The 25,794-nt window shown below is 70.8% G+C and carries 29 protein-coding genes; 17 read left to right on the top strand and 12 right to left on the bottom strand.

Features of this window, described 5'->3' with window-relative positions:
• Nucleotides 1-286: 286 nt before the first annotated feature.
• Both K6I33_RS36270 and K6I33_RS09495 read left to right on the top strand, forming a co-directional pair.
• Nucleotides 287-1,579, top strand: coding sequence for a phospholipase A2 (locus tag K6I33_RS36270; protein ID WP_229349836.1), 1,293 nt, complete (start codon nt 287-289; stop codon nt 1,577-1,579).
• Nucleotides 1,580-1,647: 68 nt separating this feature from the next.
• On the top strand, nt 1,648-1,938 hold the full coding sequence (locus K6I33_RS09495; protein WP_229349838.1) for an SCO4225 family membrane protein: 291 nt from the start codon (nt 1,648-1,650) through the stop codon (nt 1,936-1,938).
• Nucleotides 1,939-2,078: 140 nt separating this feature from the next.
• Here the strand turns inward: K6I33_RS09495 and K6I33_RS09500 are convergent, their stop codons facing one another.
• Together K6I33_RS09500 and K6I33_RS09505 are read right to left on the bottom strand one after the other, a co-directional pair.
• A complete protein-coding gene (locus K6I33_RS09500; RefSeq protein ID WP_275126667.1) occupies nt 2,079-2,483 on the bottom strand; it encodes an FKBP-type peptidyl-prolyl cis-trans isomerase in 405 nt (134 codons plus the stop codon).
• Between the two features lie 330 nt (nt 2,484-2,813).
• The gene (locus tag K6I33_RS09505; RefSeq protein WP_229349840.1) at nt 2,814-3,155 is read right to left on the bottom strand and encodes a DUF6083 domain-containing protein; all 342 of its coding nucleotides are present in this window, start codon (nt 3,153-3,155) and stop codon (nt 2,814-2,816) included.
• Nucleotides 3,156-3,431: 276 nt separating this feature from the next.
• Here K6I33_RS09505 and K6I33_RS09510 point away from each other — a divergent pair, with 276 nt between their 5' ends.
• Nucleotides 3,432-3,923 (top strand): hypothetical protein, encoded by a 492-nt coding sequence (locus tag K6I33_RS09510; protein ID WP_229349843.1) that lies wholly within the window; start codon nt 3,432-3,434, stop codon nt 3,921-3,923.
• Nucleotides 3,920-6,835: a tetratricopeptide repeat protein gene (locus tag K6I33_RS36275; protein WP_229349845.1), complete on the top strand. Its 2,916-nt coding sequence runs from the start codon at nt 3,920-3,922 to the stop codon at nt 6,833-6,835. The genes K6I33_RS09510 and K6I33_RS36275 overlap by 4 nt, the downstream gene beginning before the upstream one ends.
• A 29-nt stretch (nt 6,836-6,864) precedes the next feature.
• Here K6I33_RS36275 and K6I33_RS09520 read toward each other — a convergent pair whose 3' ends face one another.
• Together K6I33_RS09520 and K6I33_RS09525 are read right to left on the bottom strand one after the other, a co-directional pair.
• A complete protein-coding gene (locus tag K6I33_RS09520; RefSeq protein ID WP_229349847.1) occupies nt 6,865-7,509 on the bottom strand; it encodes a hypothetical protein in 645 nt (214 codons plus the stop codon).
• Nucleotides 7,510-7,564: 55 nt separating this feature from the next.
• Nucleotides 7,565-8,899: a hypothetical protein gene (locus K6I33_RS09525; RefSeq protein WP_229349849.1), complete on the bottom strand. Its 1,335-nt coding sequence runs from the start codon at nt 8,897-8,899 to the stop codon at nt 7,565-7,567.
• Nucleotides 8,900-9,088: 189 nt separating this feature from the next.
• Between K6I33_RS09525 and K6I33_RS09530 the strand changes: the two genes are divergently transcribed.
• Nucleotides 9,089-9,523 carry a hypothetical protein gene (locus K6I33_RS09530; protein ID WP_229349851.1) on the top strand — a complete coding sequence of 145 codons (435 nt, stop codon included), beginning with the start codon at nt 9,089-9,091 and terminating at the stop codon, nt 9,521-9,523.
• A gap of 89 nt (nt 9,524-9,612) precedes the next feature.
• Here the strand turns inward: K6I33_RS09530 and K6I33_RS09535 are convergent, their stop codons facing one another.
• Complete coding sequence (locus K6I33_RS09535; protein WP_229349853.1) at nt 9,613-10,014, bottom strand: DUF3592 domain-containing protein; 402 nt, start codon at nt 10,012-10,014, stop codon at nt 9,613-9,615.
• A gap of 304 nt (nt 10,015-10,318) precedes the next feature.
• A complete protein-coding gene (locus K6I33_RS09540; RefSeq protein ID WP_229349855.1) occupies nt 10,319-10,582 on the bottom strand; it encodes a DUF4265 domain-containing protein in 264 nt (87 codons plus the stop codon).
• 68 nt (nt 10,583-10,650) lie between these two features.
• On the opposite strand from K6I33_RS09540, the gene K6I33_RS09545 reads away from it, so the two are divergent.
• Both K6I33_RS09545 and K6I33_RS09550 read left to right on the top strand, forming a co-directional pair.
• Complete coding sequence (locus K6I33_RS09545; protein WP_229349857.1) at nt 10,651-11,031, top strand: hypothetical protein; 381 nt, start codon at nt 10,651-10,653, stop codon at nt 11,029-11,031.
• Nucleotides 11,032-11,606: 575 nt separating this feature from the next.
• Complete coding sequence (locus tag K6I33_RS09550) at nt 11,607-11,960, top strand: hypothetical protein (RefSeq protein WP_229349860.1); 354 nt, start codon at nt 11,607-11,609, stop codon at nt 11,958-11,960.
• Nucleotides 11,961-12,109: 149 nt separating this feature from the next.
• On the opposite strand, the gene adh is transcribed toward K6I33_RS09550, so the two are convergent.
• Together adh and K6I33_RS09560 are read right to left on the bottom strand one after the other, a co-directional pair.
• Complete coding sequence (gene adh / locus K6I33_RS09555) at nt 12,110-13,633, bottom strand: aldehyde dehydrogenase (protein ID WP_229349862.1); 1,524 nt, start codon at nt 13,631-13,633, stop codon at nt 12,110-12,112.
• 90 nt (nt 13,634-13,723) lie between these two features.
• Complete coding sequence (locus K6I33_RS09560; RefSeq protein WP_229349864.1) at nt 13,724-14,983, bottom strand: GAF domain-containing protein; 1,260 nt, start codon at nt 14,981-14,983, stop codon at nt 13,724-13,726.
• Between the two features lie 202 nt (nt 14,984-15,185).
• Between K6I33_RS09560 and K6I33_RS09565 the strand changes: the two genes are divergently transcribed.
• The 9 genes from K6I33_RS09565 (at nt 15,186) to K6I33_RS09605 (ending at nt 21,595) form a co-directional block, all read left to right on the top strand.
• A complete protein-coding gene (locus tag K6I33_RS09565; RefSeq protein WP_229349866.1) occupies nt 15,186-15,443 on the top strand; it encodes a holin in 258 nt (85 codons plus the stop codon).
• Nucleotides 15,444-15,912: 469 nt separating this feature from the next.
• Entirely contained in the window at nt 15,913-16,035 is a 123-nt protein-coding gene (locus tag K6I33_RS09570; protein WP_229349868.1) for a lasso RiPP family leader peptide-containing protein, read from the top strand.
• Between the two features lie 23 nt (nt 16,036-16,058).
• Nucleotides 16,059-17,891: an asparagine synthase-related protein gene (locus tag K6I33_RS09575; protein ID WP_229349869.1), complete on the top strand. Its 1,833-nt coding sequence runs from the start codon at nt 16,059-16,061 to the stop codon at nt 17,889-17,891.
• Nucleotides 17,888-18,151: a lasso peptide biosynthesis PqqD family chaperone gene (locus K6I33_RS09580; RefSeq protein WP_229349871.1), complete on the top strand. Its 264-nt coding sequence runs from the start codon at nt 17,888-17,890 to the stop codon at nt 18,149-18,151. The genes K6I33_RS09575 and K6I33_RS09580 overlap by 4 nt, the downstream gene beginning before the upstream one ends.
• Nucleotides 18,148-18,606, top strand: a complete 459-nt coding sequence (locus K6I33_RS09585) for a lasso peptide biosynthesis B2 protein (RefSeq protein WP_229349874.1) — start codon at nt 18,148-18,150, stop codon at nt 18,604-18,606. Before K6I33_RS09580 ends, K6I33_RS09585 begins: the two co-directional genes overlap by 4 nt.
• Nucleotides 18,603-19,553 carry an ABC transporter ATP-binding protein gene (locus K6I33_RS09590; RefSeq protein WP_229349876.1) on the top strand — a complete coding sequence of 317 codons (951 nt, stop codon included), beginning with the start codon at nt 18,603-18,605 and terminating at the stop codon, nt 19,551-19,553. Before K6I33_RS09585 ends, K6I33_RS09590 begins: the two co-directional genes overlap by 4 nt.
• Nucleotides 19,550-20,326 (top strand): ABC transporter permease, encoded by a 777-nt coding sequence (locus K6I33_RS09595; RefSeq protein ID WP_229349879.1) that lies wholly within the window; start codon nt 19,550-19,552, stop codon nt 20,324-20,326. Before K6I33_RS09590 ends, K6I33_RS09595 begins: the two co-directional genes overlap by 4 nt.
• 187 nt (nt 20,327-20,513) lie before the next feature.
• Nucleotides 20,514-20,717, top strand: coding sequence for a hypothetical protein (locus K6I33_RS09600; RefSeq protein WP_229349881.1), 204 nt, complete (start codon nt 20,514-20,516; stop codon nt 20,715-20,717).
• A gap of 143 nt (nt 20,718-20,860) precedes the next feature.
• Nucleotides 20,861-21,595 (top strand): hypothetical protein, encoded by a 735-nt coding sequence (locus K6I33_RS09605; RefSeq protein ID WP_229349883.1) that lies wholly within the window; start codon nt 20,861-20,863, stop codon nt 21,593-21,595.
• A 219-nt stretch (nt 21,596-21,814) separates the two neighbouring features.
• Here K6I33_RS09605 and K6I33_RS36280 read toward each other — a convergent pair whose 3' ends face one another.
• Complete coding sequence (locus K6I33_RS36280; RefSeq protein WP_229349884.1) at nt 21,815-22,117, bottom strand: zf-HC2 domain-containing protein; 303 nt, start codon at nt 22,115-22,117, stop codon at nt 21,815-21,817.
• Here K6I33_RS36280 and K6I33_RS09615 point away from each other — a divergent pair.
• Complete coding sequence (locus K6I33_RS09615; protein ID WP_229349886.1) at nt 22,041-22,646, top strand: sigma-70 family RNA polymerase sigma factor; 606 nt, start codon at nt 22,041-22,043, stop codon at nt 22,644-22,646. The genes K6I33_RS36280 and K6I33_RS09615 overlap by 77 nt on opposite strands.
• Before the next feature lie 68 nt (nt 22,647-22,714).
• Here the strand turns inward: K6I33_RS09615 and K6I33_RS09620 are convergent, their stop codons facing one another.
• The 3 genes from K6I33_RS09620 to K6I33_RS09630 form a co-directional block, all read right to left on the bottom strand.
• Nucleotides 22,715-23,218: a copper chaperone PCu(A)C gene (locus tag K6I33_RS09620; protein ID WP_229349888.1), complete on the bottom strand. Its 504-nt coding sequence runs from the start codon at nt 23,216-23,218 to the stop codon at nt 22,715-22,717.
• Nucleotides 23,215-25,581, bottom strand: coding sequence for a cation-translocating P-type ATPase (locus K6I33_RS09625; protein ID WP_275126669.1), 2,367 nt, complete (start codon nt 25,579-25,581; stop codon nt 23,215-23,217). Before K6I33_RS09625 ends, K6I33_RS09620 begins: the two co-directional genes overlap by 4 nt.
• Nucleotides 25,581-25,794: hypothetical protein (locus K6I33_RS09630; RefSeq protein WP_374283929.1), on the bottom strand; the 214-nt coding region annotated here is incomplete at its 5' end. The genes K6I33_RS09630 and K6I33_RS09625, both read right to left, overlap by 1 nt.

Here is a 25,794-nt window from a genome sequence, read left to right on the forward strand (position 1 = left end):
GAGTAATGGTCTTCAAGACAGTTGAACTGTTGTCAGGGCCCCGGTCGAGTATCCCTCTGACAACAGTTCAACTGTCTTGAAGACCATTACTCCTTGGGGTTGTTTGACATCGAGATGAATCGGCGAAGGCCGGTGCGCTCTCTACCGTGAGGCGGGTTCAGGCATTGCACGGGCAGAACTCCCCTCCCAGGAGGAGCCATTCATGCAGGCGCTCCGTTCGCCCCGTTCGCCTCGTCCGTCGAACCGTCCGTCGAACCGCCTCACCAGCTCCAGGATCGTGGCATGCGTGGGCACGTTCGTGGCCGCGCTGCTGGCCTTCCCCACACCGGCACATGCGGGCACCGGTGACGACACCGGCCCGGGCAGACCGGACCGGGAACTGGGCGGCTACGTGATCAGCGCCACCGACGTACCCGAACTCTCCCTCTCTCGCCGGCACGTGGCAGCGAACCCCTCCGCCTCACCACTCGCTCCGGGACGCGACGACGCGGAGGTCTTCGGCCGTGGGTGGCAGGCGGAGTTCCTCGGCGGCATGACGGCCTTCTCCCTCACGGAGGACGAACAGGCGCAGGAGATCCGCGTCACCGCCCCCAATGGCGAGCAGCACCACTACCGGCTGCGCACGGGAGCCGTCTACCGGGCCGACGACGGTTCCGAAGCCGACAGGGCCCCGCGGAAGATCACTGAGAGAACCCTCCGGACCGGCGCCACGTTCGTCTGGGAGCAAGTCGGCGGACTGTGGCGCGTGACCGGCTTCGGCACGGCCAGGACGGGCATGGACCGGGTGACCTACGACGACCAGGGCCGCGTGAGCCGCCTGACCGAGGGAACCCCGGGCGGCACGGACAAGCCGGGGGAGCGGCATGTGGAGATCCACTACAGCGATGCCACGACCGCTCGTGCCGGGAGCCCCGGCCGTTTCAAGGGGTACGTCGAGACCATCACCTACGCCTCCGACGACCGGAGCCGGCCGATCCCCGTCGCGGACTACCAGTACGACAGCGACGGACAGCTCGTGACCGCCACGGATCCCCGTACCGGGCAGCAGAGCACCTACGCCTACGACGGCGCCGGCCGCATCATCGCGATCTCCACACCGCGGTACGGGGCGTGGAGGCTGCACTACCCGTCCGTCGGCAGCACCCCCACCGTGGAGCGGACCGGCCGGCCCGGCACCCTGACACCCGGCTGCCCCGAGGCGGTGGACTGGATGTGGGGAAAGGCGGGATGCTGGGCCGATCCCGTACGCCACTACGGGCTGCGCAACCCCGGCTGGAAGACCACCCCGACCGGCAAGGCCGTCGTCGGCATCTCCTACGACCACTGCACCTGGGCACCGGACCGCCCGGACGGCTTCGACTTCCGGACCGCCTGCGACATGCACGACTACGGCTACGGAGTCATCGCCACCAAACTGCTGCCCTACAACAAGAAAGTCGCGGTCGACGACGTCTTCTACACGACGCTGAAGGACCACACCTGCCCGGCCTATTCGAAGTGGGTGCGCTGGGCCTGCTACTCCGACGCATGGATCTACCGGCAAGGAGTACGAGCGGGCGACCCGAACAACGGCGCATGAACCGCACCGCACGGGCCGAAGGGCGGAACGGCGGAACGGCGGAACGGCAAGGACGGAAGGCGTAAAGCATGGTCCTGAACAGGACGGCAGATCACTACAGCAAGGGCAGGACCGCCCTGAAAATCGCGGGAGGCTACGCGGCGCTGGTGATGGCGGTGACGGTCTTCGTGGTGATCGCCGGCATCCTAGGTCCGGGAAGCCTGGCCGGCGTCTGGCTGGTCGTGGTGACCCTGCCCGTATCCGTTCTGCTCCAGCCCGTCCCGGCCGAAGGGAGCGCCTTTATCGCCCTTCTGGTCCTTGGCGGGCTTCTGCAGTCATGGGCTCTGTGGATCCTCCTGCGGGGCAGACGGATCGACTGAGGGACAGGCTGTAATGGCCCGGATCTTGGCGTGTGCGGTGCTCGGCGACGGCGGGTGTGCCGACCGGTCGCGCCATTACGGCCGTACCGGCGCCCGCTCCGCACACCCGCCGTCCGTCAATCCCGGTAGACGGCGCAGCGCTAGGCGTTGCTCCACCCGGCTGTGCTGGAATACGAGTCAAGCAAGTCCACCACGAAGACCAGGGTCGAGCCCGGCGGGATCAACGGCGAGGGCGACTGCTTGCCGTAGCCGAGCCGCGGGGGAACGATGATCTCGCGCCGACCGCCGACCTTCATCCCCCTCACCCCCCGGTCCCAGCCCTTGATGACCCTGCCACTGCCCAGGGCGAACTTGAACGGCTGTCCCCGGTCCCAGGAGGCGTCGAACTCCTTCCCGGACTCGAAGGTCACCCCGACATAGTGGACCCTGACCACCATGCCCGGCTCCACCTCAACCCCGTCCCCGACGACCAGATCCCGGATGGTCAGCTCGGTAGGAGCGTCACCCTTCGGAACGTCGACCTCGGGCTTCGTCAGTTCACTCATTGCAGCCTCATCACTCTCCGTCGAAAGCCCCCGCGCGGACCAGCCGAACGCGTGGGCACCCCATGCAGCAGATGGTCACGCTACCGAGAATGCCGATTCCCGGAGCACACCAGATCCAGCGGCCACACGTGATGACCTTTCGCGTAGCCGATGAACGCCACCCCGCATGCACGGTCACGCAGCAATCGCTCGCCCGAACGAGACGAGGCACAGACGGCTGCCGGTGACCGGCTGGACGGGGTGGGTGCTGGTGCGGCCGGCGACAGCGCGGGCGGGGCTCGGCGTCGGGTGAGCCGGGGCCAGGTGACAGTGAGTCGCCCGGCTGTCAGGTCAGGGTTCTGAGGCGATGCCCTCGATGGGCAGTCCGTCGCGGGCCCGGTTGCGGCTCCAGGTGACGGCGTAGATGTCGGGCATGTCGTTCGTGTAGGTACGGCGGCTACAGACGTGGTGGTGGGCGATGTAGCAGTAGCCGCCGGGGAGAGGTTCGCCCTCGGGTCCGGTGCTGGCCCATCCGCCTGGTGTCACCAGCCAGCGTTGCCCTTGAGGGACTTCAGCGCTGGGGAGTGGTTCAAATTCGAGGAGGATCCAGCGGTCTCCTGGGGTTCGTCGGAGTTGCTGGGGCCAACCGCATTCGGGACAGGCGACGGTTCGCGTGGTGTTGTTTACCCCCATTCCTCAGAGATTGCCGCTTTGCGGTCCGCTTGGTCAGTGGCCCGGCCGGTCGTTTGTGCTGGTGGCGGGGGTGCGAGTGGGCTGCCGGTCGGCCAGGGCGTCGCCTTGTGTCCCGGTGGCGTGCAGGGCTGTCGGCTGGTGAGGCGGTCTTGCCCAAAGGTTTCCCGGCCCGCTGGGGGCCGGGATGGTTCATGCCGGCTCCGGCGAAACCCGCGACAGAACCGGCCTGCCGTGTGCAGACTGACCCCGAGGAGCCGCGTGCGGTGGGGAGCGAGCATGGAGGGGACCGTGCTGGAGGAGATATCGGGCCTGGCTGCGGCAGGGGCGGCATCCGTCGTGACGGCCATGGCCACCGACACCTGGCAGACGGCCCGGGCGGGGCTCGTCCGGCTGTTCCGGCGGACCGGCCGGGAACGACAGCAGACGGCGGACATCGAGGCGCTGCTGGACTCCGGTGCGCATCTGGTGGTTCAGGCCGCCGAACCCGAACAGGCCCGCCAGAGCCTGATCCCCCTGTGGCAGTTCCAGCTGGTGACGCTGCTGCGGGAGCACCCGGACGCCGAGGCCGAGTTGAGATCCCTCGTCCAGGACATCCGGGACGGGCTGCCCCGGACGGCGCAGACCTCGGTCCAGAACATCGATGCCGGGGGCAACAGCAGGGTCAACGCGGTCATTCACGGCAACGTCATCCTGCACGGGGACGGCTCCGGACGGCCGCCGGGCCGCCCGGACGCCGATGACGGGCACGGTGCCGTCGACGCGCCGTGAACGCGTCGGCCGATCCCGGGCGCACCGGCCCGGTGGGACCGGTCGGCCCGTTTGTACCCGGTGGCACGGACGGACGCGTCCGGATCGAGCAGAACTTCACGGTCGGCTCGGGCTTCGCCTACGGGGTGATCGGTGCCGACCTCCATGTCTTCGGTGACGGTACGCCTCTGTACGTGCTGGAGAACCACCGCCGGGTGGCCGAGGCCGACCCGGACTGGCTGGCGGAACTGCCCAGCCGGATGCTCAACGCCCGCTTCGCCGTGGTCGGCTTCACCGGCCGTGCGGACGAACTCCGGCAGCTGGCGCGATGGCGGGACGACGGGCCCAGGCTGGCTGTGCGATGGCTGCACGCTCCGGGCGGCCAGGGCAAGACCCGGCTCGCGGACCGCTTCGCCGGACAGTCGGCCGAGGCCGGGTGGAAGGCCGTCACCGCCACACACGGGCCCGGCTCCGTCCTGGTGCCGGGGGAGAGCCAGGACCTGCGCACGGACGGGTGCACGGGAGTGCTCCTGATCGTCGACTACGCCGACCGCTGGCCGCTGACCCACCTCACGGCACTCTTGAGCAATGCTCTGCTCCACCGGCCGGACTGCCCGGCCAGAGTGCTGCTGCTGGCCCGTACGTCCGACCCCTGGCCGGCGCTCCGGGCCGAACTGGCCCGCCACCAGCCCCACACCTCCAGCCAGTTGCTCGAACCCCTACCGGACGGTTCGGGGCAGCGTGCCGAGATGTTCGAGGCGGCGCGCACCGGATTCGCCGCCCGCTACGGCATCGACGACCCCGCCGCCATCGCCCCGCCCGACCCCCTGGAGCACCCCGACTACGGCCTGACCCTCACCCTCCACATGGCCGCACTCGTCGCCGTCGACGCCCACCGCACCGGGCGCCGTGCTCCGCACGACATGGCCGGTCTGACGGTCTACCTCCTGGACCGCGAGCAAGCGCACTGGGCCCGCCTCCACGGCGACGGGACCCATGAACTCGACCCCGCCGCACACACCTACCGCACCCCGCCGGCCGTGATGAACCGGACGGTCTTCACCGCCGCCCTGACCGGAGCGCTGAGCCGGCCGGACGGTACGGCCGTCGTCGAGTCCCTCGGGCCGGGCCCGGACTCCTCGCCGGAGCAGATCGTCGCCGACCACGCGGTCTGCTACCCGCCGTCGGACCCCTCGGGAGCGACCGTCCTGGAACCCCTCGCCCCGGACCGGCTCGCCGAGGACTTCCTCGCCCTCACTCTCCCCGGGCACCCGGCGGACTACCCGGCACAGCCGTGGGCCCCCGCCACGGCCGTGCGACTGCTCCGCTCGGACGGCGGCACACCACCTGCCTGGACCCCGCGTGCCGTCTCCTTCCTCGCCGCGGCGGCGGGACGGTGGCCCCACGTCGGCCCCTCGACCCTGTTCCCGGTCCTCCTCGACGAGCCGGAGCTCGCCGTCGTCGCGGGCAGCGCGGCGCTGTCGGACCTGGCCGCCGTACCCGACATCGGGATCGACGTCCTCGAAGCCGTCGCCGCCCACCTCCCCGAGCAAGGGACCGCGGATCTGGCCGTCGGCAGCGCCGCGGTGACCCGGAGCCTCACCGAGCGGCAGTTGAAGCGGACGGAAGACCCGGCGCAACGGGCACTTCGCTGGTACGGCCTCGGGGCGCGCCTTCTGGCCGCCGGGCTGTTCCAGGAGAGCGCCGAGGCGAACCGGAAGGCCGCCGGTCTCTACCGGCAGTTGATGGAAGCCCGTCCCGTCGAACCCGATGGGGTGTTGTCGCCGCCCGGCGCGGGCCGTCTGCGACAGGTCGGGGCGACCCTCTCCCTCTTCCTGCGCAGGGGGCGTGTGCGGGAGGGAATACGGGAGCTCCACCAGTACAGTCAGAGAGCGGTCTTCGCCTGTCAGCTCGCCTTGTCGCTGGTGAACCTCAGCCACGCCCTCGCGCGACTCGGGCTTGGGGAAGAGGCCCTGGCCGCCTCCCAGGAGGCCATCGAGGTCGTCCGGCGCTCCCAGGACGACCCGGTGTTCTCGGCGGGTGCCACAGAGGCGCTCGCCGGTGCGCTCAACAGTCTCACCACGGCGCTCTGGGCTCTCGGGCGGTACCGGGAGGCGCTGGAGCCCTCGCGGGAGTCCGTCAGGCTCTACCGGAAACTGATCCCGGCCGATCCCGGACGCCACGGCCCCCGTCTGGCCACCGCCCTCACCGATCACGGTGTGCTGCTGGGGCGGCTAGCCCGGAACAAGGAGGCGCTGCGGACGGCGGAAGAGGCCGTGGACATACTACGGGGGCTGGCCGCGGCGGACCCCGCGGCCCATGCGCCCGTCCTGGCCGCCTGCCTCAACAACCTCGGACGCCGCAGGGCGGCCCTGGGCGACTTCCCGCAGGCGGCCCGGGCCACGGAGGAGGCCGTGGGCCTGCTCCGCGGGCTGGTGGAGGCCAACCCCCTCCTCTTCCGGCCGGAGCTGGCCCGCGCCCTCGGCAGCCTCGGAGTGCAGCGTGCCGAGGATACGCGGGGCGGCTTGGAGGCGGCGGAGGAATCGGTCCGTCTCTTTCGCGAGCTGGCCCGGACGGAGCCCGTGCACCAAGTCGACCTCGGCATCGCTCTCGGCACTCTCGGCAGCCGTCTGAAGGAGCTGGGGCGCCACAGGGAGGCGCGGGCCGCCCTTGAGGAGGGGGCCGCCGCGCTCCGGGCCGCCATGGGGACCAACCCGGTGGTCGTCGGCGTCGAACTCGTGCTGATGCTCGGCATGTTGGCCGAAGCGAGAATGGCGGGGGTTCCGGACGCGGCGGGCGCGTTGGCGGCTCTCACGGAAGCGGAAGGTCTGGCTGAGCGGGCAGCCGCCGACAACCCGGCCATCGGGGTTTCCCTGCTGAGGGAGACCCGGCAGATGAAGGCATGGGCGCGGCACGTGGCGGGCCTGAAATAGGAGCCGGACGAGGTCCCTTGGCCGGCCGGTCACCGTGAGGGAATCGTCAGCGGACCGTGAACCGGACACGCCAGGGCGCGCAGGGGTTCCTTGTAGGTGTCCCTCGTCAGCATCTTCACCTCCCAGGCGGCGGAGGCCGACGGGCGCCATAGCGCTATGTGCCGATTGCTGCCCGCGCGCAGATGCGCACGGTATTCGGCGACCACCGGCGTATCGTCTCCGAGAATGCGCCGCAGCTGGTCCTCGACGAAACAGAGCGGGCACGCGGCACCGGCCAGCGTGAGGATGAGCCGCTGAATCCTGGGCTGTTCGACGGTGACGAAGAGTGTCCCGGTGAACGCGGCCATCAGCCCTATCCACTGAGGCCCGTCGAAGCGTGCGGACTGCTGGATGAAGTGACTGAGCCGCAGCGGTTCGACGGAACGGGCTCTGAACCTCCCACCGAACCAGGAGACAGCCGTGAAAACACCGCTCACCCCCAGGTCGGCGTAGAGCGCGACGACGAACCACGCCGGCCCCCGGGCATGAGCCGTCCAGAGATTCGCCGTGATCAAGGCGGCCAGGAGCGCGACCTTGACCAGCCGGAACGGAAGGAACGCCTGGCGGAAGGCTCTGGGCATGACGAGGAGGATGAATACGCCGACGCAGACCTGAACGGCGTTGATGACGCCCATTGTCAAGGAATATGCCCCTGAGTCGCCTTCGGCCGGACCGGAGCGGTTCTCAGGTTCATGAGAGGTGGCGTACGAAGAGACCGGTCACGGGGTAGGGATTGCCCGGGGTGGGCAGGGCCGACTGACCGCTGAAGAGCACGCTGTCCCCGCTTCGGTCGATCCCCCGCAGGAGCGTGATGTCGGGCCTTTGGGCCCCATCGTCGTCGAGGCTGACGCGTTCGACGGTGTCGGTTCCGAGGTCCCGTACGAAGACGTCGTCGGAGTGGTTGGTGTCGTCCGGCACGAGGTTGGTGGCCCGTGAGCTGAAGAAGACCTTGCGGTGATCGGCGCTCATGAGGGCGCCGCTGTACGAGCCGGCGTCGGCCAGTTCGCCGTCCTGGCCGGTGCTGACGCGCCGGGTTTCGCCGGTGGCCAGGTCCTCGGCGTAGGCGTCGGTCACGTTGTGGGTGTCGCCTTCCACCATGTTCGGCTCGTCGGCCGAGAAGAGCAGGTAGCGGCCGTCGGGGCTGAAGCTGGGCCAGGAGGCTCGCACGGGAGTGCCGTCGAGGGTGTGGGCGGCGGGCTGCGTACGTCCGGTGCGCATGTCGTGCACATAGAAGTCGCGGTACGGGTCGCGGCCGATGCCGGCCTTCGGCCGTGCGGTCGGCGTGTCGGTGAGGTCGGCGTTGGTCCTGAACCCGACCTTGCTGCCGTCCGCGCTGATCGTCGGCGAGAGGAAGGTACCCCACGGCGTCCGGCTGCCGTCACTCTTCACGCTCACCCGCCGGGTGGTCTTCTGCAGGCGGTCCCGGAGATAGACGTCGGTCCTGCTGTCGCCGTCCTGGACCAGATCCTTCCGGTTGGATACGAAGGCGACGTAGCGGCCGTCGTCGCTGATCTCCCCGGTCAGACTGTAGGCGAAGTCCGAGGTGTCCGCGCTCTTGACGAGGATCTCGGTCCGGCCCGTCCGACGGTCGCGCACAAAGACGTCGGACTTGCGGGCGCCTGTGCGTCTTTCGTCGGTCAGGTCGGTCGCATACGACGAGAAGACGACATAGCGGCCGTCCCCGCTGATGCTGTTCGACGACGAATCGTCGGTGGCCGGTCTGCCGTCGACGGTGGTGCTGATCAGTTCGATCCCGCCGGTCCGCAGGTCTTTGACGAAGACCTTCTCGTGGTTGTCGGTGGCGCCGGGCACGAGGTTGGACGCCCGGGAGGTGAAGGTGACATAGCGGCCGTCGGCGCTGATACTGCCGCCCTCCACATAGGCGTTCGCCGGAGTGCCGTTCGCGGTGGTGCTCACCTGCTCGGTGCGCGGGCGCCGTTCGTCCGCTCCGGCCGCCGTCGGCAGGGCCGTGGCACACATGCCCAGGAGTACCGCCACCACGGCGGCGTGTCTGAGGTGACGCAAGAGTTCCCCCTTGTGAACCCGCGCATATGCGTGTGGCTGATACGGGGAAAGCCAATCTCTTCCGGACGCCGGAGTCAACGGAGGTGAAGCGTGAATCGGCCATGGATACGGATACGGATACGGCGATTGCAGGGGCGAGTTGAGGACGATGCCGCTGGGTTCGGGTCTCCCGGTGGGCAGCGCGGACCGGTGACGAGTACTTCCATGCTGTACTTCGCCTCCGGCATGCCCCTGGGCGAGATCTACATCTGCGACGACCTCGGCAAGACCCCGGGAGAGGGAGCCGCCGCCTGGGTGAAGGCCGGCGGCAAGTTTTCCGTCCCGTACGAGCACTGCATCGCGATGTGCGTCGCCGGGGAGCGTGCCCAGGACCGGTGGATGCGCGAGCAGGGGCTGTGGACGCCGGAACGCGCCTGGGTGATCGAACGCCTCTCAGCACACGACCGGAACCTGGTCGCCGAGTGCCTGAAGGAATGCCGACGCGCAGAACTCGGCTTCGGCTACACCCCTGCCGGTGGCCTGGACTTCGCCGTGGTCCACCGCGCCGCGGACGCCGCCCGCTACGCCGCAAGGTCGGGGCAGGGCCTCCTCGGGGAGACCGCACAGTCGGTTGGGCACCTGTGAGAGCCTGTGACGCGACGAAACCCCGCGGCGCGGGAGCTCCCCGCAGGGTGCCCTGCATCGCGTTGTTCTGTCCGTGCGTTTCTGACTCTTCAGATGAAGATCTTGAGGAAGAAGACATGCATGGCGACCAGCAGCCCGATGCCGCCCCAAAGGTTCCGCCAGGCCTCGGACTTCCTCGCGAGCTCGCGCTCGGTCCGGGCTCGCTTGGGGTTCCGCGGATCATAGACAAGATCCACCATTTCGCCATTGCCGGCCACGCGACTGCCGCGCAGAGGGGACCTGTACAGCACACGCCGCCCTCCTCTGGTCCGAAACGCAAAATGCTCCGAGACTCGGTCCTCCGACCAGTACCTGCCCGTGCACTCTGCCTTCACCTTCACACCGACAGTGCGCAGGCGGCGGCCTGTCAGCAATGGGCGAAGCCCGAAGGGGAGGATCAGCCCGCCGAAGACTGACAGCCACATGAACCCGTAAATAAACCATCCCACCATGGGGAATCCTCCAAGGTAAGGCGATCCAAATCGCACACCAAAGCTCGCTCGTGTAATCCTGTAAAAATGACGCACCCTCAGAGCAGCTGCGGAAAAAGAAACATGGGCGCTTGCGTTCGGGAACCCTTCGCCTGGTGACTTCTACTGCATCATTCGATCATGCAGGATGGTAAATCCCCAACAAAAATCTGCATCAGGGCAACGCCACTCAACAGATTGCGCCATATCGAAGGGGCACTTCAATGGGGCTCTGCCTGATGGATCAGGCGGAGCCCCAAGGGTTATTCGGCCAGACGGCTACAGCTCAAAGCTGCCCATGGTGGGCCGCCGAGATCGCCGCCTCCTCACAATCCCAGATCCCGCGAAGTTCTTCTTCGGCGCCGAAAACGATGACCCGCAGCGTGGAATGGCCACTGCGCTCCAGGAATTCGTCCAGCCGGGGAGCTTCAGGCTGGCCGCTGTGCGCTATGCGCACGACATTCCCGACGGCAAGTCGCTCGGCGAAGGCCGGAAGGCTCGCCGGTTGGTGTGGACGCCAGCAGTTTCCTTGCTGCTTGTTCATTGTCATGGGCGCACTCACCAGTGTTGTGGGCCGTCGCTCTTTCTTCTATTGCAGGGTGCCGATGGCCTCACGGCTTGAAGCAGGATGGCAGCCTGCGTAGCAGCAAAGAGCAGCCCCGGTGCTCGGAACCCCGGACACCGGGGCTGCAGATGAAGAGGTCACCCCTGAGTGAACCTCAAGAAGAGCTTTTGGGTCTCCTCCGGGTCATCCATGGCGACCTCGAGCCGTACGACTCCAGGTTGCACAGAGAATTTTCGGCAGAAGTCCTCACCTGCGAGGTCCGCAACTTCTACCTCGCCGTTCGGGCAGCTGAGCAACCCTTCGTACACGCGGACGCCCTCAAGCAAGTCGCCTTCGTGACCTACCGAGATCTCCACCTCGTCGATATCCCCGTGCACTGCGGGAGCAAGATCTGTGGTACGTCCTTGTTGATGAAGGTGGAAACGGGCTGGTGATCCTTCACCCAAGTCCCCGTCTTGTAACCAGACTTCTTGACTCCGCAGGAGTGGCATCCGTACTTGTCACCGATGTCATTGATACTGTCCGGTGGCCTTCGCCCGGAACAAGGACGGCGAGATCCGGACCGCGACGGAGTCCTCCCGCACCGTCGGCGGCAAGGTCCTCAACGGCTTCTTCGGTGACGGGGCATCGATCCCGGGCGTGAAGACCGAAGGCTCGCCCGTGGCCGTCGTCAACAAGGATAAGACGCTCGGCGTCCTCGTCCGTGACGACAAGGGCTGCATCCGGTACTCCGCCCAGTGCCCTGACTGCTCCTTCGGTAACTGGGCCATGGTCTGGTCCGGGAAGCCGCCACCGACCCCTCAGCCGTACAACTCGCCGACAGCCGCTGGGGCGTCTTCTTCCTCGACACCGAGCGCGTGGAGCGCATGTACTGGCTCACCCCGGCCAACGGGTCGGCGGCCATGGCGGCCCCGAATACCCGGATGAAGCGCAGCACCACACCGGAGCCGGCGCCGGAGTCGCTGTTTGCAGCCGGGGCCAATGGCCAGGCCAAGAGGAGCGGAAGAGCGTGCCGGATCAGCTGGGGTCTCCCCCTGTCGGACAGGCGACACGGACGGCCGGGCAGCGGTTGGCCCGGGCCGCACACCATCTGGGCGTCTGGCTGTGGTCGTCACGCCGACGCCGGCTGTCGACACTGGTGGCATCCGCCGCGCTGCTCGCGTCGGCCGTCACCGGAGGCGCGTACCTGTGGTGGTTTCAGGACCACGCCGCCCAGCCGGGCGAGAAGGGCGCCCGCAAACTGGTCATCGCCTACATCGACGCACTCGCCGACGGCGACATGAACGAGGCGTGCCGACTGCTGCACCCGCGCGTGACCACCTCCATGGGACAGGCGGAAGGCGGCTGCCCGGGAGCACGGTGATCGTGGAGCGGGTCGACGGGCGCTGGCGGGTGCTGGAGGACTGAACGGACCGCATGAGCGGGCGGCGGGAACGCAGTCCGACCACCCGCACATTGAAGAGCGGTGGCGCCTGTCGGTGACTCCCCAGCTCAGAGCCCACCTCAAGTGGTTTAGAAGAAGCCCAGCTTCTTCGGGGAGTACGAGACGAGCAAGTTTTTGGTCTGCTGGTAGTGCTCCAGCATCATCCGGTGGCCCTCCCTCCCTATGCCCGACTGCTTGTAGCCGCCGAAGGCGGCGTGGGCCGGGTAGGTGTGGTAGCAGTTGGTCCAGACGCGGCCGGCCTGGATGGCGCGGCCGGCGCGGTAGGCGGTGGTGCCGTTGCGGGTCCAGACGCCGGCGCCTAGGCCGTAGAGGGTGTCGTTGGCGAGGGACATGGCGTCGTCGAAGTCGGTGAAGGATGTGACGGCGACTACCGGGCCGAAGATTTCCTCCTGGAAGACGCGCATGCGGTTGTGGCCCTCGAGGATGGTGGGCTGGACGTAGTAGCCGCCCGCGAGTTCGCCGTCCAGGTCGGCTCGGGCGCCGCCTGTCAGGATGCGGGCGCCTTCCTGTTTGCCGATGTCGAGGTAGGAGAGGATCTTCTCGAGCTGGTCGTTGGAGGCCTGGGCGCCGATCATGGTGTCGGTGTCCAGGGGGTGGCCGGGGACGATGGCCTCGGTGCGGGCCTTGGCGGCTTCCAGGAACGTGGCGTAGTGGCCGCGCTGGATGAGGGCGCGGGAGGGGCAGGTGCAGACCTCGCCCTGGTTGAGGGCGAACATCGTGAAGCCTTCGAGGGCCTTGTCGAGGAAGTCGTCGTCCGTCGCGGAGACGTCGTCGAAGAAGATGTTCGGGCTCTTGCCGCCCAGTTCGAGGGTGACCGGCTTCAGGTTCTCCGAGGCGTACTGCATGATCAGGCGGCCTGTTGTCGTTTCGCCGGTGAAGGCGATTTTGGCGACCCTGGGGCTGGAGGCCAGGGGTTTGCCCGCTTCCACTCCGAAGCCGTTGACTATGTTGATCACCCCCGGCGGGAGCAGGTCCGCCACCAGGTCCAGCCAGACGTGGATCGAGGCCGGGGTCTGCTCCGCCGGCTTGAGGACGACCGCGTTGCCCGCCGCCAGTGCCGGGGCCAGCTTCCAGGCGGCCATCAGGAGGGGGAAGTTCCAGGGGATGATCTGGGCGACCACGCCCAGCGGCTCGTGGAAGTGGTAGGCGACGGAGTCCTCGTCGATTTCGGAGAGGCTGCCCTCCTGGGCCCTTATCGCGCCCGCGAAGTAGCGGAAGTGGTCGATCGCCAGGGGGATGTCGGCGGCCAGCGTCTCGCGGATCGGTTTTCCGTTGTCCCAGGACTCGGCCACGGCCAGGATCTCGAGGTTCCGCTCCATGCGGTCGGCCATGCGGTTCAGGATGAGGGCGCGTTCCGCGGGGGAGGTGCGGCCCCATGCCGGGGCCGCGGCGTGGGCGGCGTCCAGGGCGCGTTCGACGTCCTCGGCAGTGCCCCGCGCGATCTCAGTGAAGGGGCGTCCGTCGACCGGGGACGGGTTCTCGAAGTACCCGCCCTGCTTGGGCGGTACGTACTCGCCGCCGATCCAGTGGTCGTACCGCGAGCGGTAGGTGACGATCGCGTCCGGGGAACCGGGATTGGCGTAGCGGGTCATGATGGCCCTTCGGGTGGGTGGGTTCGTCGTGCGGTCCGGGGTGATGGTTCGACGTGCGCCTTGCGTGCACGTTCTGCGCGTCACGCGACGCTAGCCCCCGGCACGTTGCGCGAACGTTGCCCGTAGCCGTCCCGCCCGCGCCGCCACCCGGCCCCGGTGCGCCGCGTCCCCGGGGAGCGCCGCCAGCAGGCGCTCCCACGCCTCCAGGTCCTCCTCGCCCCACGGGCTGTCCGCCCACAGCTGGAGCGCCCCCGCGTCGTCGCCGCCCAGTACCGCCCTGCGCAGTCTGTCCTCCAGGAGGCGGCGCAGCCGCTGTATCCCCGGTGCCTCGGACAGGGGGAGCAACGGGCCCGCGTAAGTCCGTAGCGCGGCGCACAAGTCGCCCGCCGCCAGCTCCCGTTCCACGTCCGCCGCGTCCGTCTCCACCGGGACGCTCAGCCGGTACGGGCGCGAGTGCAGCAGCCCGCCCACCAGCCGCCGCAGCCGGGACAGCTCCGCGCGCAGGGTCACCGGCGGTACGGGGCGATCTCCGTAGAGGGACAGGGCGAGTTGATCGCCCGTCAGGCCCGCCGGGTGGGCCGCCAGCAGGGCCAGGATCTCGCTGTGGCGTCTGCTCAGGCGTAATCGGTGCCCGTCCATCACCAGCAGGGCCTCGTCCCGGCCCAGGACGGAGAGTGTGGGGTGTCCGTCGGTGGGCCCCGTCGCCAGCTGGGCCTCCGCCGCCCGGGCCGTCGCCTGGACGAGGGCCAGGCTGTGCGGGCCGGCCAGGTGGTGGCCGCCGGTGATGTCCACCGCGCCCAGCAGCCGTCCGGTGGCCGGGTCGTGGATGGGGGCCGCGGCGCACGTCCACGGCTGGACCAGGCGGTTGTAGTGCTCGGTGGCGAAGATCTGCACGGCGTGGTCCAGGGCGAGGGCCGTGCCCGGGGCGTTGGTGCCGGCGTGCCGCTCGTCCCAGCGGGCGCCCGGTACGAAGTTCATCCGCTCGGCGCCCCTGCGCACCCCCGCGTGCCCCTCCACCCACAGCATCCGGCCCGCCGCGTCGCAGACCGCGAGCAGATGGGCGCCGTCGTCCGCGATGGAACCGAGCAGGTCGCGCAGGAGCGGCATCACGCGCGCCAGCGGGTGCGCGCGCCGGTAGCGTTCCAGCTCGTCGTCGGTCAGCTCCACCGGAGCCATGAAATCCGGCCCGGGCAGCACGGCCGCCGAGCGCCGCCACGAATCCGCGACGACCGCGCGGACCCGGGGGCTCACCACCCCGTCCGAGACGAACGCCGAGTGCGCGCCACCCATCGCCCGGCTCCGCTCGGCGGGGTCGGCGCCGGACGCCATCGCCAGCCAGGGGTTGACCACGTGGACCCTCCCGGAGGTCGGCCGCCTCCGTGACCATACCGCCGCGCGGAGGCTTGTCGAACGCCGGAGAGGAGGGCTGCCGCCACCGGCCGGTGGGTAGGACACGGACAGCGGAGAGTTGCGGTGGACACGTCACAGTGGTGACGCTGGCACCCGTCACCACCTCCGCACGGACATCAGGAACTCCCGGAACGGAAACACAGTGGACCGTAAGGTACTTCTCGACATAGCCGAGCGAACCCTCGCCGCCTATGTGACCACCTTCCTCGGCATCATCATCGCCGACGGATTCGACCTCACCAGCATCTCCGCGCTCAAGGCCGCGGCAATCGCCGCGCTCCCCGCCGCGCTCTCCGTGATCAAGGGCGCGATCGGCAGCCGTTTCGGGGACAAGAGCAGTGCCGCCTGGCTGCCCGAGCGCGACAAGCCCGGCGCAGGGACTCCGGCTGGGGGCCGGTAACGCGGGACGCCGCGCCGGCGGAGGCCCGCATTTCACACGGGGTGTGCGCGGCGCACCCGCGCCCACCCCCTCGCACACGCTCCCGCCCGGGCCGTCCGCGCGGTTGACTCGAGAACGCGAGTCCCACTGGCGCGACGGGACCGGCGCCGCCGGTCATTCCCCCCGAGCCTGGCGGCCCGCCGCCCCATATCGCCGGGCGGACGGTATGGGGCGGACGCCACGGGCGTACGAGCCGGCCCCGCGCCCACCCCCTCACCGCCGTCGCCACTGGGCCGGTGCTCTCCTTCAGGGGCGATGAGTTCGGGCGGGATTCACGATTATCTGCAAAGAACCTCGTACCTCTTTTCATCCTTGCGAGTGGAAATCCTCGTCGATCGGTGTGGTGCGTTGGCGGCCGGGCATTTCCGATTCGCAGTGCGAATTCCGCACTGAAATCGGTAAAGATATCGGCACGGAAAGAGGATCTTCCATGGAAACCTACGACCTCTACGAAGCGCCCATGATGGTCGAGGTCGGCGAGTTCGCCGAGCTGACGCGGGGCCCGTACCTCTGCTGCACCTACTGGGACGGTAACGGCTACTACTACTACTAGACCTCCGCGTAGGGCTGACACCCATGTCTGGCGAGGCGTGGTTCGCGGTTCTTCCCGACGGTGAAGCAGGCCTCGCCGCAGCGCGGGTACTGCGCCCCTGGACGTCCGAATCGATCGACCATGGTTCCGGACGTCCGTGGCTGCTGGGCAGCTGGCCGGACGGTCAGGTGACGGTGGCCGACGCGGGGGCGGTACGGCTGGCGGTGATCGGGCGATGCCCGGTCACCGCCGGTGCGCTGCTCGCGACGGCGAGACGGATCGAGGACGTCTCCGACGTGGAGCGGGCGGTCCAGGGCCTCGCGGGCAGCTTCCATGTGGTGGCCTCGGTCGCGGGCCGGGTGAGGGTGCGCGGCAGTGCGTCCGGCCTGCGCCGGGTCTTCCACGCGCGGGTCGGTGGTGTGACGGTGGCGGCCAGCCGCGCCGACAGGCTCGCGTCGCTGACCGGGGCGGGCGTGGACGAACGGCTCCTGGCACCCTTCCTGCTCTCCACGGCCCCTCCGTACCCACTCGGCGACCGATGCCTATGGCGTGGAGTCCGGGAGGTGCCCCCCTGGGACTGCCTGATCGTCGAGCCGGACGGGCGCGCCCGTACCCGGAGATGGTGGACGCCCCCGGAACCCGCGCTGCCGGCGGCCGAGGGAGCCCGGGAGGTGCGCCGGGCCCTGCTCGCGGCGGTGGCGGCCTGTACGGCCGGTGGCGGCACGGTGAGCTCGGACCTCTCCGGAGGAATGGACTCCACCAGCCTGTGCTTCCTGACGGCCCGGAGCGGGGCGCCCCTCGTCACCCTGCACTGGGAGGGCCTCGACCCGGGGAACGACGACACCGCCTGGGCCGCGCGCGCCGCCGCCGAACTGCCCACCGCAGAACACGTACGCACCGACCGCTCCCGGCTGCCACTGTGGCTCGGGGGACTGACCGGCTTCGCGATCCCGACCGACGAGCCCGGCGGATGGGTACGTGACATCGCCGGACTCGAGCGGATCGTCGCCTTGCTGATCGGCAGGGGATCACGTCTGCACCTGACCGGTATCGGTGGTGACGAGCTGTTCACCGCGTTTCCCCCGCATCTGTACGACTACTTCCGCGCCCGGCCGCTGGCCGCCCTCGCCCGCATCCGCGGACAGTCCTCCCTTCACCGCTGGCCGCTGCTGCCCATGCTCCGCGGCCTGGCCGACCGCAGCACATACCGCCAGTGGGTGGCCGGCTCGGCGGAAGTCATCACCCGTACGTTTCCACCACAGCGTGACGGTATCCCCCCGTCCCTCGCCTGGGGCTCGGATCCGCACCTGCCCCCGTGGGCGACACCGGACGCGGCCCGAGAGGTGCGCGGCATGCTCCGCGACGCCGCCGAGGACGCGGAACCCCTGGCCCCGCAGCGGGGCCAGCACACGACACTCGCCTACGTACGGGCAGGGGCCCGCGGCGCCCGCCAACTGCACCAGGTGACCGCCGCCATGGGGCTGGAGCACGCCGCGCCCTACTTCGACGACGGCGTCGTCGAGGCCGCCCTGTCCGTACGGGTGCCGGAACGCAACGCGCCTCGCCGGTACAAGCCGGTCCTCGCCATGGCGATGCGCGGCACGGCGCCCGAGTCCCTCCTCGGACGTTCCACCAAGGGCGATTTCACTGGCGACTTCTACGCCGGACTGCGGCACAACCGCGCCGAACTGCTGCGGCTGTTCGAGGACTCCCGGCTGGCCCGCGCGGGCCTGGTGGACGCTGCCGCCGTCCGCGCGACCCTGCTCGGCCTGCACGCCACACCGGAAGCGCTGCGCCATCTGGAACCCACCCTGGCTTGTGAGGTCTGGCTCCGCTCCCTGCCCGTCCCCGGCGCACCCCCCGGAGGCCCGCCATGACCCTCGCCCTACGCCCCGGCGTCTCCGCCGCGGACACCGACGACGGAATGGTGCTGCTCGACGAAGCCACTGGCCGCTACTGGCAGCTGAACGACACAGCCGCCTTCATCCTGCGCACCCTGCTGGACGGTGCCACCCCACAGGACACCGCGCGCCGCCTCGGCGAGCGCCACCCGCGGCTCACCGCCGAGCGGACGGCACAGGACGTGACCTCCCTCCTCACCGCGTTGCTCGACGCCCGCCTGGCGGTGCGGACATGAGCCAGCCGATGATCCCGGCCACCGCCCGGGAAGCCCTGCCCCTCCACCGGTGGCCGCCCGTCCTCCTGGCCACCGCCGTCGCCCGGCTGCTCGTCCTCCTCCCGCCCGGCCGCATCCGCCGGGCGCTCCTGGTGATCCGCCGCGGAGCCGCCCCCGCCACCGCCGCGCAGGCCCTCGCCGCCCGCCAGGAGGTCGTCGCCGTCAGCACCCGTTGTGCCGGGGAGGGCTGTCTCCAGCGCTCCGTCGCCACTGTCCTGTTGTGCCGCATGCGCGGTGTGTGGCCCGACTGGTGCACGGGAGTACGCACCGCTCCGTTCCGCGCCCACGCCTGGGTCGAGGTCGACGGGCAGCCGATCGGCGAGCCGTACGGGTCCGCGGACTACTACCGCCGCATGATGACCGTCCCGAACCAGCCCCGCCGTGTCCCGGGCCGGTCCCGTCGCGCGCGCCCATGACCGGCGACCGGGCCGCGATCCTCGCGCGGGGTCTCCGGAAGACCTACTCCGGTGGCGTGGAGGCCGTCCGCGGCGTGGACCTGATGGTCCGCCCCGGCGAGACCTTCGGCTTCCTCGGCCCCAACGGCGCCGGCAAGTCCACCACCATGGCGATGCTGTGCACGCTCGCCCGCCCCACCGGAGGCCGCGCCCGCGTCGGCGGCGCCGACGTGACCGCCGATCCCCACGCCGTACGCCGCCGCATCGGGTTGGTCTTCCAGGACCTCACCGTCGACGGCGATCTGACAGCCGCCGAGAACCTGCGCTTCCACGCCGAGCTCTACGGGCTGCCCAGGCGCGCCACGCGCGCGGGGATCGACAGGATGCTCGACCTCGTGGGCCTGGCCGACCGCCGGGACAGCCTCGTCCGCACCTTCTCCGGCGGCATGAAACGCCGGCTCGAAATCGCCCGGGGCCTGCTGCACACACCCCAGGTGCTGTTCCTGGACGAGCCGACGCTCGGCCTCGACCCGCAGAGCCGCGCCCGGCTGTGGGCGCATCTGCACCAAGTACGGAGAGAGCACGAGATCACCCTCTTCCTGACCACCCACTACCTCGACGAGGCTGAACACTGCGACCGCATCGCCATCATTGACGACGGCCGCATCGTCACCGAGGGCACGCCGGCGGCCCTCAAGGCCGCCATCGGCACCGATCGGGTCCAGCTACGCACCGCCGACGACCGCGCCGCCCTGGCCGCACTCCGGGAACGCTTCGGCCTGGACGACGCCACCGCCGGACCGGACGGGCTGTGGGCCCGGGTTCCCGACGGCGCCGCCTTCGTCCCCGTCCTGTGCGCGAACCTCGGCGTCCCCCTGCTCTCGGTCGCCGTCACCCGGCCCAGCCTCGACGACGTCTTCCTGCACTGCACGGGCCGTACGATCCATGACGCGGAGACCGCGCGATGACGGCGGCCCTGACCGGCGAGCTGCGCGCCGCCCGCGTCGTCTGGCAGCGCGAGATGATCCACTTCCTGCGCAACCGGGGCCGCGTGGCCCTCGGCCTCCTGCAGCCGCTGCTCTTCCTGCTGGTGCTCGGTACGGGGCTGGGCTCCTTCGCCGGCGCGGATTCCGCCGCCTACCGCGCCTATCTCTTCCCCGGCGTCCTCGTCATGACCGTGCAGACGCCCGCCATCGGCGCGGGAGCCTCCATCGTCTGGGACCGGGAGACCGGCTTCCTGCGCGAGATGCTTGTGGCACCGGTGCGGCGGAGCACTCTGCTGCTGGGCCGGTGCGCGGGCGGGGCGACCGTGGCCACCTGTCAGGGCGCCCTCGTCCTGCCCCTGGCCTGGACGGCCCACGTCTCCTACGATCCCGCCCTGATCGCCGCTTCGATCGCCGAACTCTTCCTCACGGCTCTGTCCCTGACCGCCCTCGGCGCCGTCGCCGCCGTCTGCATCACCCGCATACAGACCTTCCAGGCAGTCCTGGGCTTCGCCCTCGCGCCGATGCTCTTCCTCTCCGGGGCGATGTTCCCGCTGTCCGGCCTGCCGAGGTGGCTGGCCCTGGCCTGTCTGGCGAACCCGCTGACCTACGCGGTCGACCCGCTGCGCCGCGTGATCGTGGGCTCCGGGCCGGCCACTGTGCCACAGCTGCCGGTCGTGGCGGAGCTCGCCATCACCGCCGCGCTTGCGGCAGCGGCCCTCGCGGTGGCGGCCCGGCGTTTCGCGCGCCCGGGCTGAGCGTGTCACGGAGCACGCACGCGGGAAGGGGCGCCCGATCGGCGCGCACACGCCACACCGAACCACCACACGCCGTGTCCGCTGCGCGCGAAGGCACCGACCGGCAAACAACGCTTAGTTATGCTATGGGTGTAATCCGTAATGAATCGCGGTCGCTCCTCGGTTCCTCCGGAAGGGAGCCGTCTCCATGACCTTGTCCGTCGACGAAGCCCGTGCCCTCAAGGAAGCCCGTGCCGCAGCGCAGCCGGGCGCTGTGTGGCACGCAGTCACCGGTTTCTCCACTTGGACGGACGCCGTCGATTTCGCCAACACCAACCCCGCTCAGGGCGAAGGCGAGTTCATCGCCAGCCACAACACTGACGGAACGGTGGACGGCGCCTACTTCTTCTGAGGGCCCGCTCCGAACGAGGGCGCCGCCGGTCCCGCGCTCAGGGGGCCTGCAGCGCCGCTCTACGCCCGAGCGGGGGGTCGTACGGGCGTCAGCGCGCCCCCCGCTATCGGCTCGCGCGGGGCGGGTGCAACGATGTCTCCGTCATGAGAGCAGGGCAGCAGACCGGACAGGTCCCGCGCGCGCTGCGAGCCGGAGTGTTCGCAGCGGTCTGTGTGCTGCTCGCGGCCCTGGGCCACGCCGTGATGTCCGGCACCACCGTCCCGTGGTGGGCGATAGCCGTCGCCCTCACGACGACGGGCGGCTGCGCCTGGTTCCTGGCCGGCCGTGAACGCGGTCCCCTGCTGATCACGCTCGCCACGGTGGGCGCGCAGACCGGGCTGCACTCCTTCTTCGCGGTCGCCCAGAGCGTCGCCACCCGCGCGGCGGACACGGCGGCCGGGGGCGGCGGGTCGGCGACCGCGTCCGATCTCGTCTGCGGTGGTTTCACCGCGTCCGAGTCCGCGTCCATGCCCATGGATCACGGGGGCATGTCGTCCATGGGGCACGGCATGGGCGGCATGGGCGGCATGGATGGGATGGGCATGTCCATGCACGCGGGCCACGGCGCCCTCGGCATGTGGTCCGCCCACGTCCTCGTCGCCCTCATCTGCGGCATCTGGCTCTCCGGCGGCGAACAGGCCGCCTTCCGGCTCGGCCGGACCATCGCCACGCGGCTGCGCGGCCCGCTGGTCCTCCTCTTCCACGACGTACCGGCGCGGCCCCGGCCGCCCCGCGTGCGGGCCGGTTTCGGACGCGCCGCACAGCGGCTGCGCCAGCTGCTCTACGCCCATGTCCTCGCCACGCGCGGTCCGCCCGGACACGTCGTCGCCGTCGCCTGAGCCCCTTCCTCTCCTTCCGGGTCCCCCTGACCCGCTTCCGGGCTCGTGACGGTGACCGACCTGGCCGAATCACCTCACCGGGCCCGCCCGTCCACGGCGGCCGTCCTCGTCATCACGAGCGACGCCACGCCATGCGTCCGGGCGCCCGGATTCCAGGAAGGACCCAGGGCGATGACCCCTGCCCTCACACCGGCGGGCCGCTCGTACGGGACGCACCCGTCACACGAGCCCCGGACCCGCCGTGAGCACCTTGAGCCGGCGTACCCGTTCACCCCAGTCACGGCACTCGGCACAGACCGGAAGATGCGCGTCGAGCGCCGCGCCGGACACCTCCGGCGGCAGTTCCTCGCCGTCGGCACGGGCGGATATAGCGGTACGAATGTCACTGCAGTGCACCCCGCCATCGTCCCCGGCACGGGGCCGGCCGCGAGCACCGGGGGCCGCCGTGCGTGACGACGAGACCGTGACCGCCTGGGCACTGGCGGCGCGCGGCGGCGACGCCGACGCGGTGGAACGATTCATCCGCGCCACACAGACCGACGTCCGCCGGTACGTGGCACGGCTCAGCAACGACCCGCAGGGCGCCGACGACCTCGTCCAGGAGACGTTCCTGCGCGCTCTGCGCTCGCTGCCGCGCTTCGAGGGCCGTTCGTCGGCCCGTACCTGGCTGCTGTCCATCGCCCGCCGCACGGTCGTGGACCGGATCCGCTTCCAGTCGGCGCGGCCCCGGCTGTCCGACACGGACGACTGGCAGTCGGCGGCGGAGCGCACCCAGTCCGCGGAGCTGCCCGGCTTCGACGAGGGCGTCGCCCTCTCGCAGCTCCTCGACCGGCTGCCGTGCGAGCGCCGCGAGGCGTTCGTCCTGACCCAGCTGCTCGGCCTGCCCTACGCGGAGGCCGCGGTCGTCGCGGGCTGCCCGGTCGGTACCGTCCGCTCGCGCGTGGCGCGGGCGCGGGAGGCGCTGATCGTGCAGCTGGACGCGGCCGAGCGGGGGACGGCGGCGATACGGGTTCCGGCGCCGCCGGAGCGGGTTCCGGCGCTCGCCGGGTGATCGACTGACGGAGCGAGGGGCTACGGTGCCGGGTGGCGCCGTAGCCCCTCACTCGTTCTCAGTGCCGTTCAGTGCTGGGTGAGCGGCCTGTTGCCGGGGCGGACGACCACCGCGTCCACCCGTACGACGCCGCTCTTCCGGAACCGGAGGACGAACGGGAGCCGCTCGCCGACGCGCACCAGGGGCGGCCGGTAGACCATGATGTCCAGCTCGTGCGGGGACATCTCCACCGTGCCGCGGGCGGGGACGGTCGTAGACGCGATCATCTTCATCTTGCCCGCGCCGTTCTTCACCACCGTCCGGCTCAGCATCGCGCCGCCCGCTGTGGGAACGTCGACGCCGATGAGCTCGTCGTCCGCGTCGCCCGTGTTGCGCAGACGGAACATCGCCGCCGTGCTCTCGATGCCGAAGGGCTGGAAGACCCGGCCGTCCTCCACCGTCACCGAGGCGGGTCGGCCCGCCGCGCCGGAGGCCGTCCAGGCGGTCAGCCCGCCGAGGGCCACGGCGCAGGCCGCGACCGGGACGAGGGCCGCCCGCGCGGTGCGGAGCAGGGAGTCCTTCGTGTCGTTCATCGGAGCGTCCTCCGCTTGTTCACCTGGTTCGCCTTGTTCGCGGTGGTGCGCCCGGGGCGCGGCTGCCAGCCGCGCAGCCGCAGGCTGTTGCCCACGACCAGCAGCGAGCTGGCGGACATCGCCGCCGCCGCGACCATCGGGCTGAGCAGCCCGACCGCGGCGAGGGGCACGGTGATCATGTTGTAGCCGAAGGCCCAGAGGAGGTTGGAGCGCACGGTCACGGACGTGCGGCGGGCCAGCCGGACGGCGTCGGCCAGCGCGCCCATGTCCTCGCGGACGAGCGTCACGTCTGCCGCGCCGATGGCGGCGTCCGTGCCGCCGCCCATGGCGATGCCGAGGTCGGCGCCGGCCAGTGCGGCGGTGTCGTTGACCCCGTCGCCGATGACCGCGACCCGGTGGCCGCGCTCGCGCAGCGTGCGGACGAGCTCCGCCTTGTCCTCGGGGGTGGCGCGGGAGTGGACCTCGGTGATGCCCAGTTCGTCCGCCACGGCGTGGGCGGCCGCCGCGCCGTCGCCCGTGGCCAGCACGGGGCGCAGGCCGAGGCGCTTGAGGTGGTCGACGGCGCGGTAGCTGCCGGCGCGGACGGTGTCGCCGAGGGCGATCACGGCTCGGGGCTCGCCGTCCACGCGGGCGAGGACGGCGGTGTGGCCGTTTCGCTCGGCGCGGGCGAGAGCGTCGGCGAGGGGGGCGGGGAGTTCTGGTTGTTCCGGTTGTTCCGGTTGTTCCGGCCGTGTCACCTCCACCACGCGGCCCTCCACCACCGCCCGTACGCCCACGCCCGCCGTCGCCGTGAAGTCCGTCGCCCGCGGCAGGGGCGCGTCCTGCGGCGTCGTCTCACGCACGTGGGCGTGGATCGCGCGCCCCACCGGGTGTTCCGAGCCCGACTCCGCTGCCGCCGCCAGGCGTAGGGCCTCCGGGTCGCCCGTGACCTCCGTGACCGTCATCGAACCGGTCGTCAGCGTGCCCGTCTTGTCGAGGACCACCGTGTCCACCCGGCGCAGCCCCTCCAGCGCCTGCGGGCCGCTGACCAGGATGCCCAGGCCCGCGCCCCGGCCCGTGGCGGCCAGCAGCGCGGTGGGGGTGGCGAGGCCCAGGGCGCAGGGGCAGGCCACGACGAGCACGGCGACCGCCGCCGTGACCGCCGCCTGCGGGGCGGCACCCGCGCCCAGCCAGAAGCCGAGGACCGTGACGGCGACGGCCAGCACCGCCGGGACGAAGACGCCCGCGACCGCGTCCGCGACGCGCTGCACCCGGGCCTTGCCCGCCTGCGCCTCCTCCACCAGCCGGGCGATCCGGGCCAGCTGGGTGTCCGCGCCGACGGCCTCGGCCCGTACCTCCAGCAGTCCGCCGGAGTTGACCGCGCCGCCGACCACGGCCGTGCCGGGAGCGGCCTCGACGGGCGCGCTCTCGCCCGTCACCAGCGACAGGTCCAGCGCCGAGCCGCCCGCGACCACCACACCGTCGGTGGCCACGCGCTCCCCGGGACGTACGACGAACACATCGCCGACCCGCAACCGGTCGATGGGAACGCGCCGTTCCGTGCCGTCCGCGTCCCGGACGACCGCGTCCTTCGCCGCGAGCGACGCCAGCGCGCGCAGCGCCGAGCCCGTGCCGCGCCGGGCCCGGGCCTCCAGCAGCCGGCCCGTCAGCACGAACAGCGGTACGCCGACGACCGCTTCCAGGTAGACGTCCGCCGTACCCCCCGTCATCGAGGGCACCAGCGTGAACGGCATCCGCATCCCGGGCTGCCCGGCGCCCCCGAGGAAGAGGGCGTACGCGGACCAGCCGTAGGAGGCCAGGACGCCGAGCGAGACCAGGGTGTCCATGGTGGCGGCCGCGTGCCGCAGCCCGCGCAGCGCCCGCTCGTGGAACGGCCAGGAGCCCCACACCGCGACCGGCGAGGCCAGGACGAAGCACAGCCACTGCCAGTTGTCGAACTGGAGGGCGGGGACCATGGAGAGCACCAGGACCGGCACCGACAGCAGGGCGGTGATGACGAGGCGGGTGACGGCGGGTCCGTCCGGCCGGCCGTTCTCGCCGGCCGCCTCGGCCTCGGAGCCGGTCGCCGTCGCGGGCTTCTCCGGTTCCGGCAGCGCGGCCGTGAAGCCCGCGCCCTCCACCACCGCGATCAGCTCCGCCACCGGCACGGTGGCGGGGTGGCTGACGCGCGCCCGGCAGGTGGCCAGGTTGACGGTGGCGCTCACGCCCTCCAGCCGGCCGAGCTTCTTCTCGATGCGGGCCACGCACGCGGCGCAGGTCATCCCGCCGACGATCAGCTCGGTGACGACGGCGGCGTCCGTGGCGCCGGTGGCGTCCGGGGTGCCGACGCCACCGGTGGCGCCTGTGGTCGTTGACGTACTCATCAGTGGCCCATCCCGGGCATACCGCCCATGTTCCCGTGGTTTCCACCGCCGGAGCCCTCTCCGGAACCGTCGCCGGAGCCCGGGGTCGCGCCGCCGACGCGGTGGAGGCCGGGCGCGACGGGACCGGCGGCCGAACCGGCCGCGTAGGAGACGCCGAAGAGAACGGCCAGCAGCAGGACGAAGCCGGCCAGGGTGGCGTAAGGGCGGGGGCGG

The sequence above is a fragment of the Streptomyces sp. UNOB3_S3 genome (assembly GCF_020740895.1).
Classification (GTDB): domain Bacteria; phylum Actinomycetota; class Actinomycetes; order Streptomycetales; family Streptomycetaceae; genus Streptomyces.

Bases quoted from the DNA above. Each gene is read 5' to 3' on its own strand.
- K6I33_RS09495 (WP_229349838.1), top strand. From the start codon at position 1,648: ATGGTCCTGAACAGGACGGCAGATCACTACAGCAAGGGCAGGACCGCC.
- K6I33_RS09500 (WP_275126667.1), bottom strand. From the start codon at position 2,483: ATGAGTGAACTGACGAAGCCCGAGGTCGACGTTCCGAAGGGTGACGCT.
- K6I33_RS09505 (WP_229349840.1), bottom strand. From the start codon at position 3,155: ATGGGGGTAAACAACACCACGCGAACCGTCGCCTGTCCCGAATGCGGT.
- K6I33_RS09510 (WP_229349843.1), top strand. From the start codon at position 3,432: ATGGAGGGGACCGTGCTGGAGGAGATATCGGGCCTGGCTGCGGCAGGG.
- K6I33_RS09520 (WP_229349847.1), bottom strand. From the start codon at position 7,509: ATGGGCGTCATCAACGCCGTTCAGGTCTGCGTCGGCGTATTCATCCTC.
- K6I33_RS09535 (WP_229349853.1), bottom strand. From the start codon at position 10,014: ATGGTGGGATGGTTTATTTACGGGTTCATGTGGCTGTCAGTCTTCGGC.
- K6I33_RS09540 (WP_229349855.1), bottom strand. From the start codon at position 10,582: ATGACAATGAACAAGCAGCAAGGAAACTGCTGGCGTCCACACCAACCG.
- adh (WP_229349862.1), bottom strand. From the start codon at position 13,633: ATGACCCGCTACGCCAATCCCGGTTCCCCGGACGCGATCGTCACCTAC.
- K6I33_RS09570 (WP_229349868.1), top strand. From the start codon at position 15,913: ATGGAAACCTACGACCTCTACGAAGCGCCCATGATGGTCGAGGTCGGC.
- K6I33_RS09575 (WP_229349869.1), top strand. From the start codon at position 16,059: ATGTCTGGCGAGGCGTGGTTCGCGGTTCTTCCCGACGGTGAAGCAGGC.
- K6I33_RS09580 (WP_229349871.1), top strand. From the start codon at position 17,888: ATGACCCTCGCCCTACGCCCCGGCGTCTCCGCCGCGGACACCGACGAC.
- K6I33_RS09585 (WP_229349874.1), top strand. From the start codon at position 18,148: ATGAGCCAGCCGATGATCCCGGCCACCGCCCGGGAAGCCCTGCCCCTC.
- K6I33_RS09590 (WP_229349876.1), top strand. From the start codon at position 18,603: ATGACCGGCGACCGGGCCGCGATCCTCGCGCGGGGTCTCCGGAAGACC.
- K6I33_RS09595 (WP_229349879.1), top strand. From the start codon at position 19,550: ATGACGGCGGCCCTGACCGGCGAGCTGCGCGCCGCCCGCGTCGTCTGG.
- K6I33_RS09600 (WP_229349881.1), top strand. From the start codon at position 20,514: ATGACCTTGTCCGTCGACGAAGCCCGTGCCCTCAAGGAAGCCCGTGCC.
- K6I33_RS09605 (WP_229349883.1), top strand. From the start codon at position 20,861: ATGAGAGCAGGGCAGCAGACCGGACAGGTCCCGCGCGCGCTGCGAGCC.
- K6I33_RS36280 (WP_229349884.1), bottom strand. From the start codon at position 22,117: ATGAATCGTTCCACCGCGTCGGCGTCGCCGCCGCGCGCCGCCAGTGCC.
- K6I33_RS09620 (WP_229349888.1), bottom strand. From the start codon at position 23,218: ATGAACGACACGAAGGACTCCCTGCTCCGCACCGCGCGGGCGGCCCTC.
- K6I33_RS09625 (WP_275126669.1), bottom strand. From the start codon at position 25,581: ATGAGTACGTCAACGACCACAGGCGCCACCGGTGGCGTCGGCACCCCG.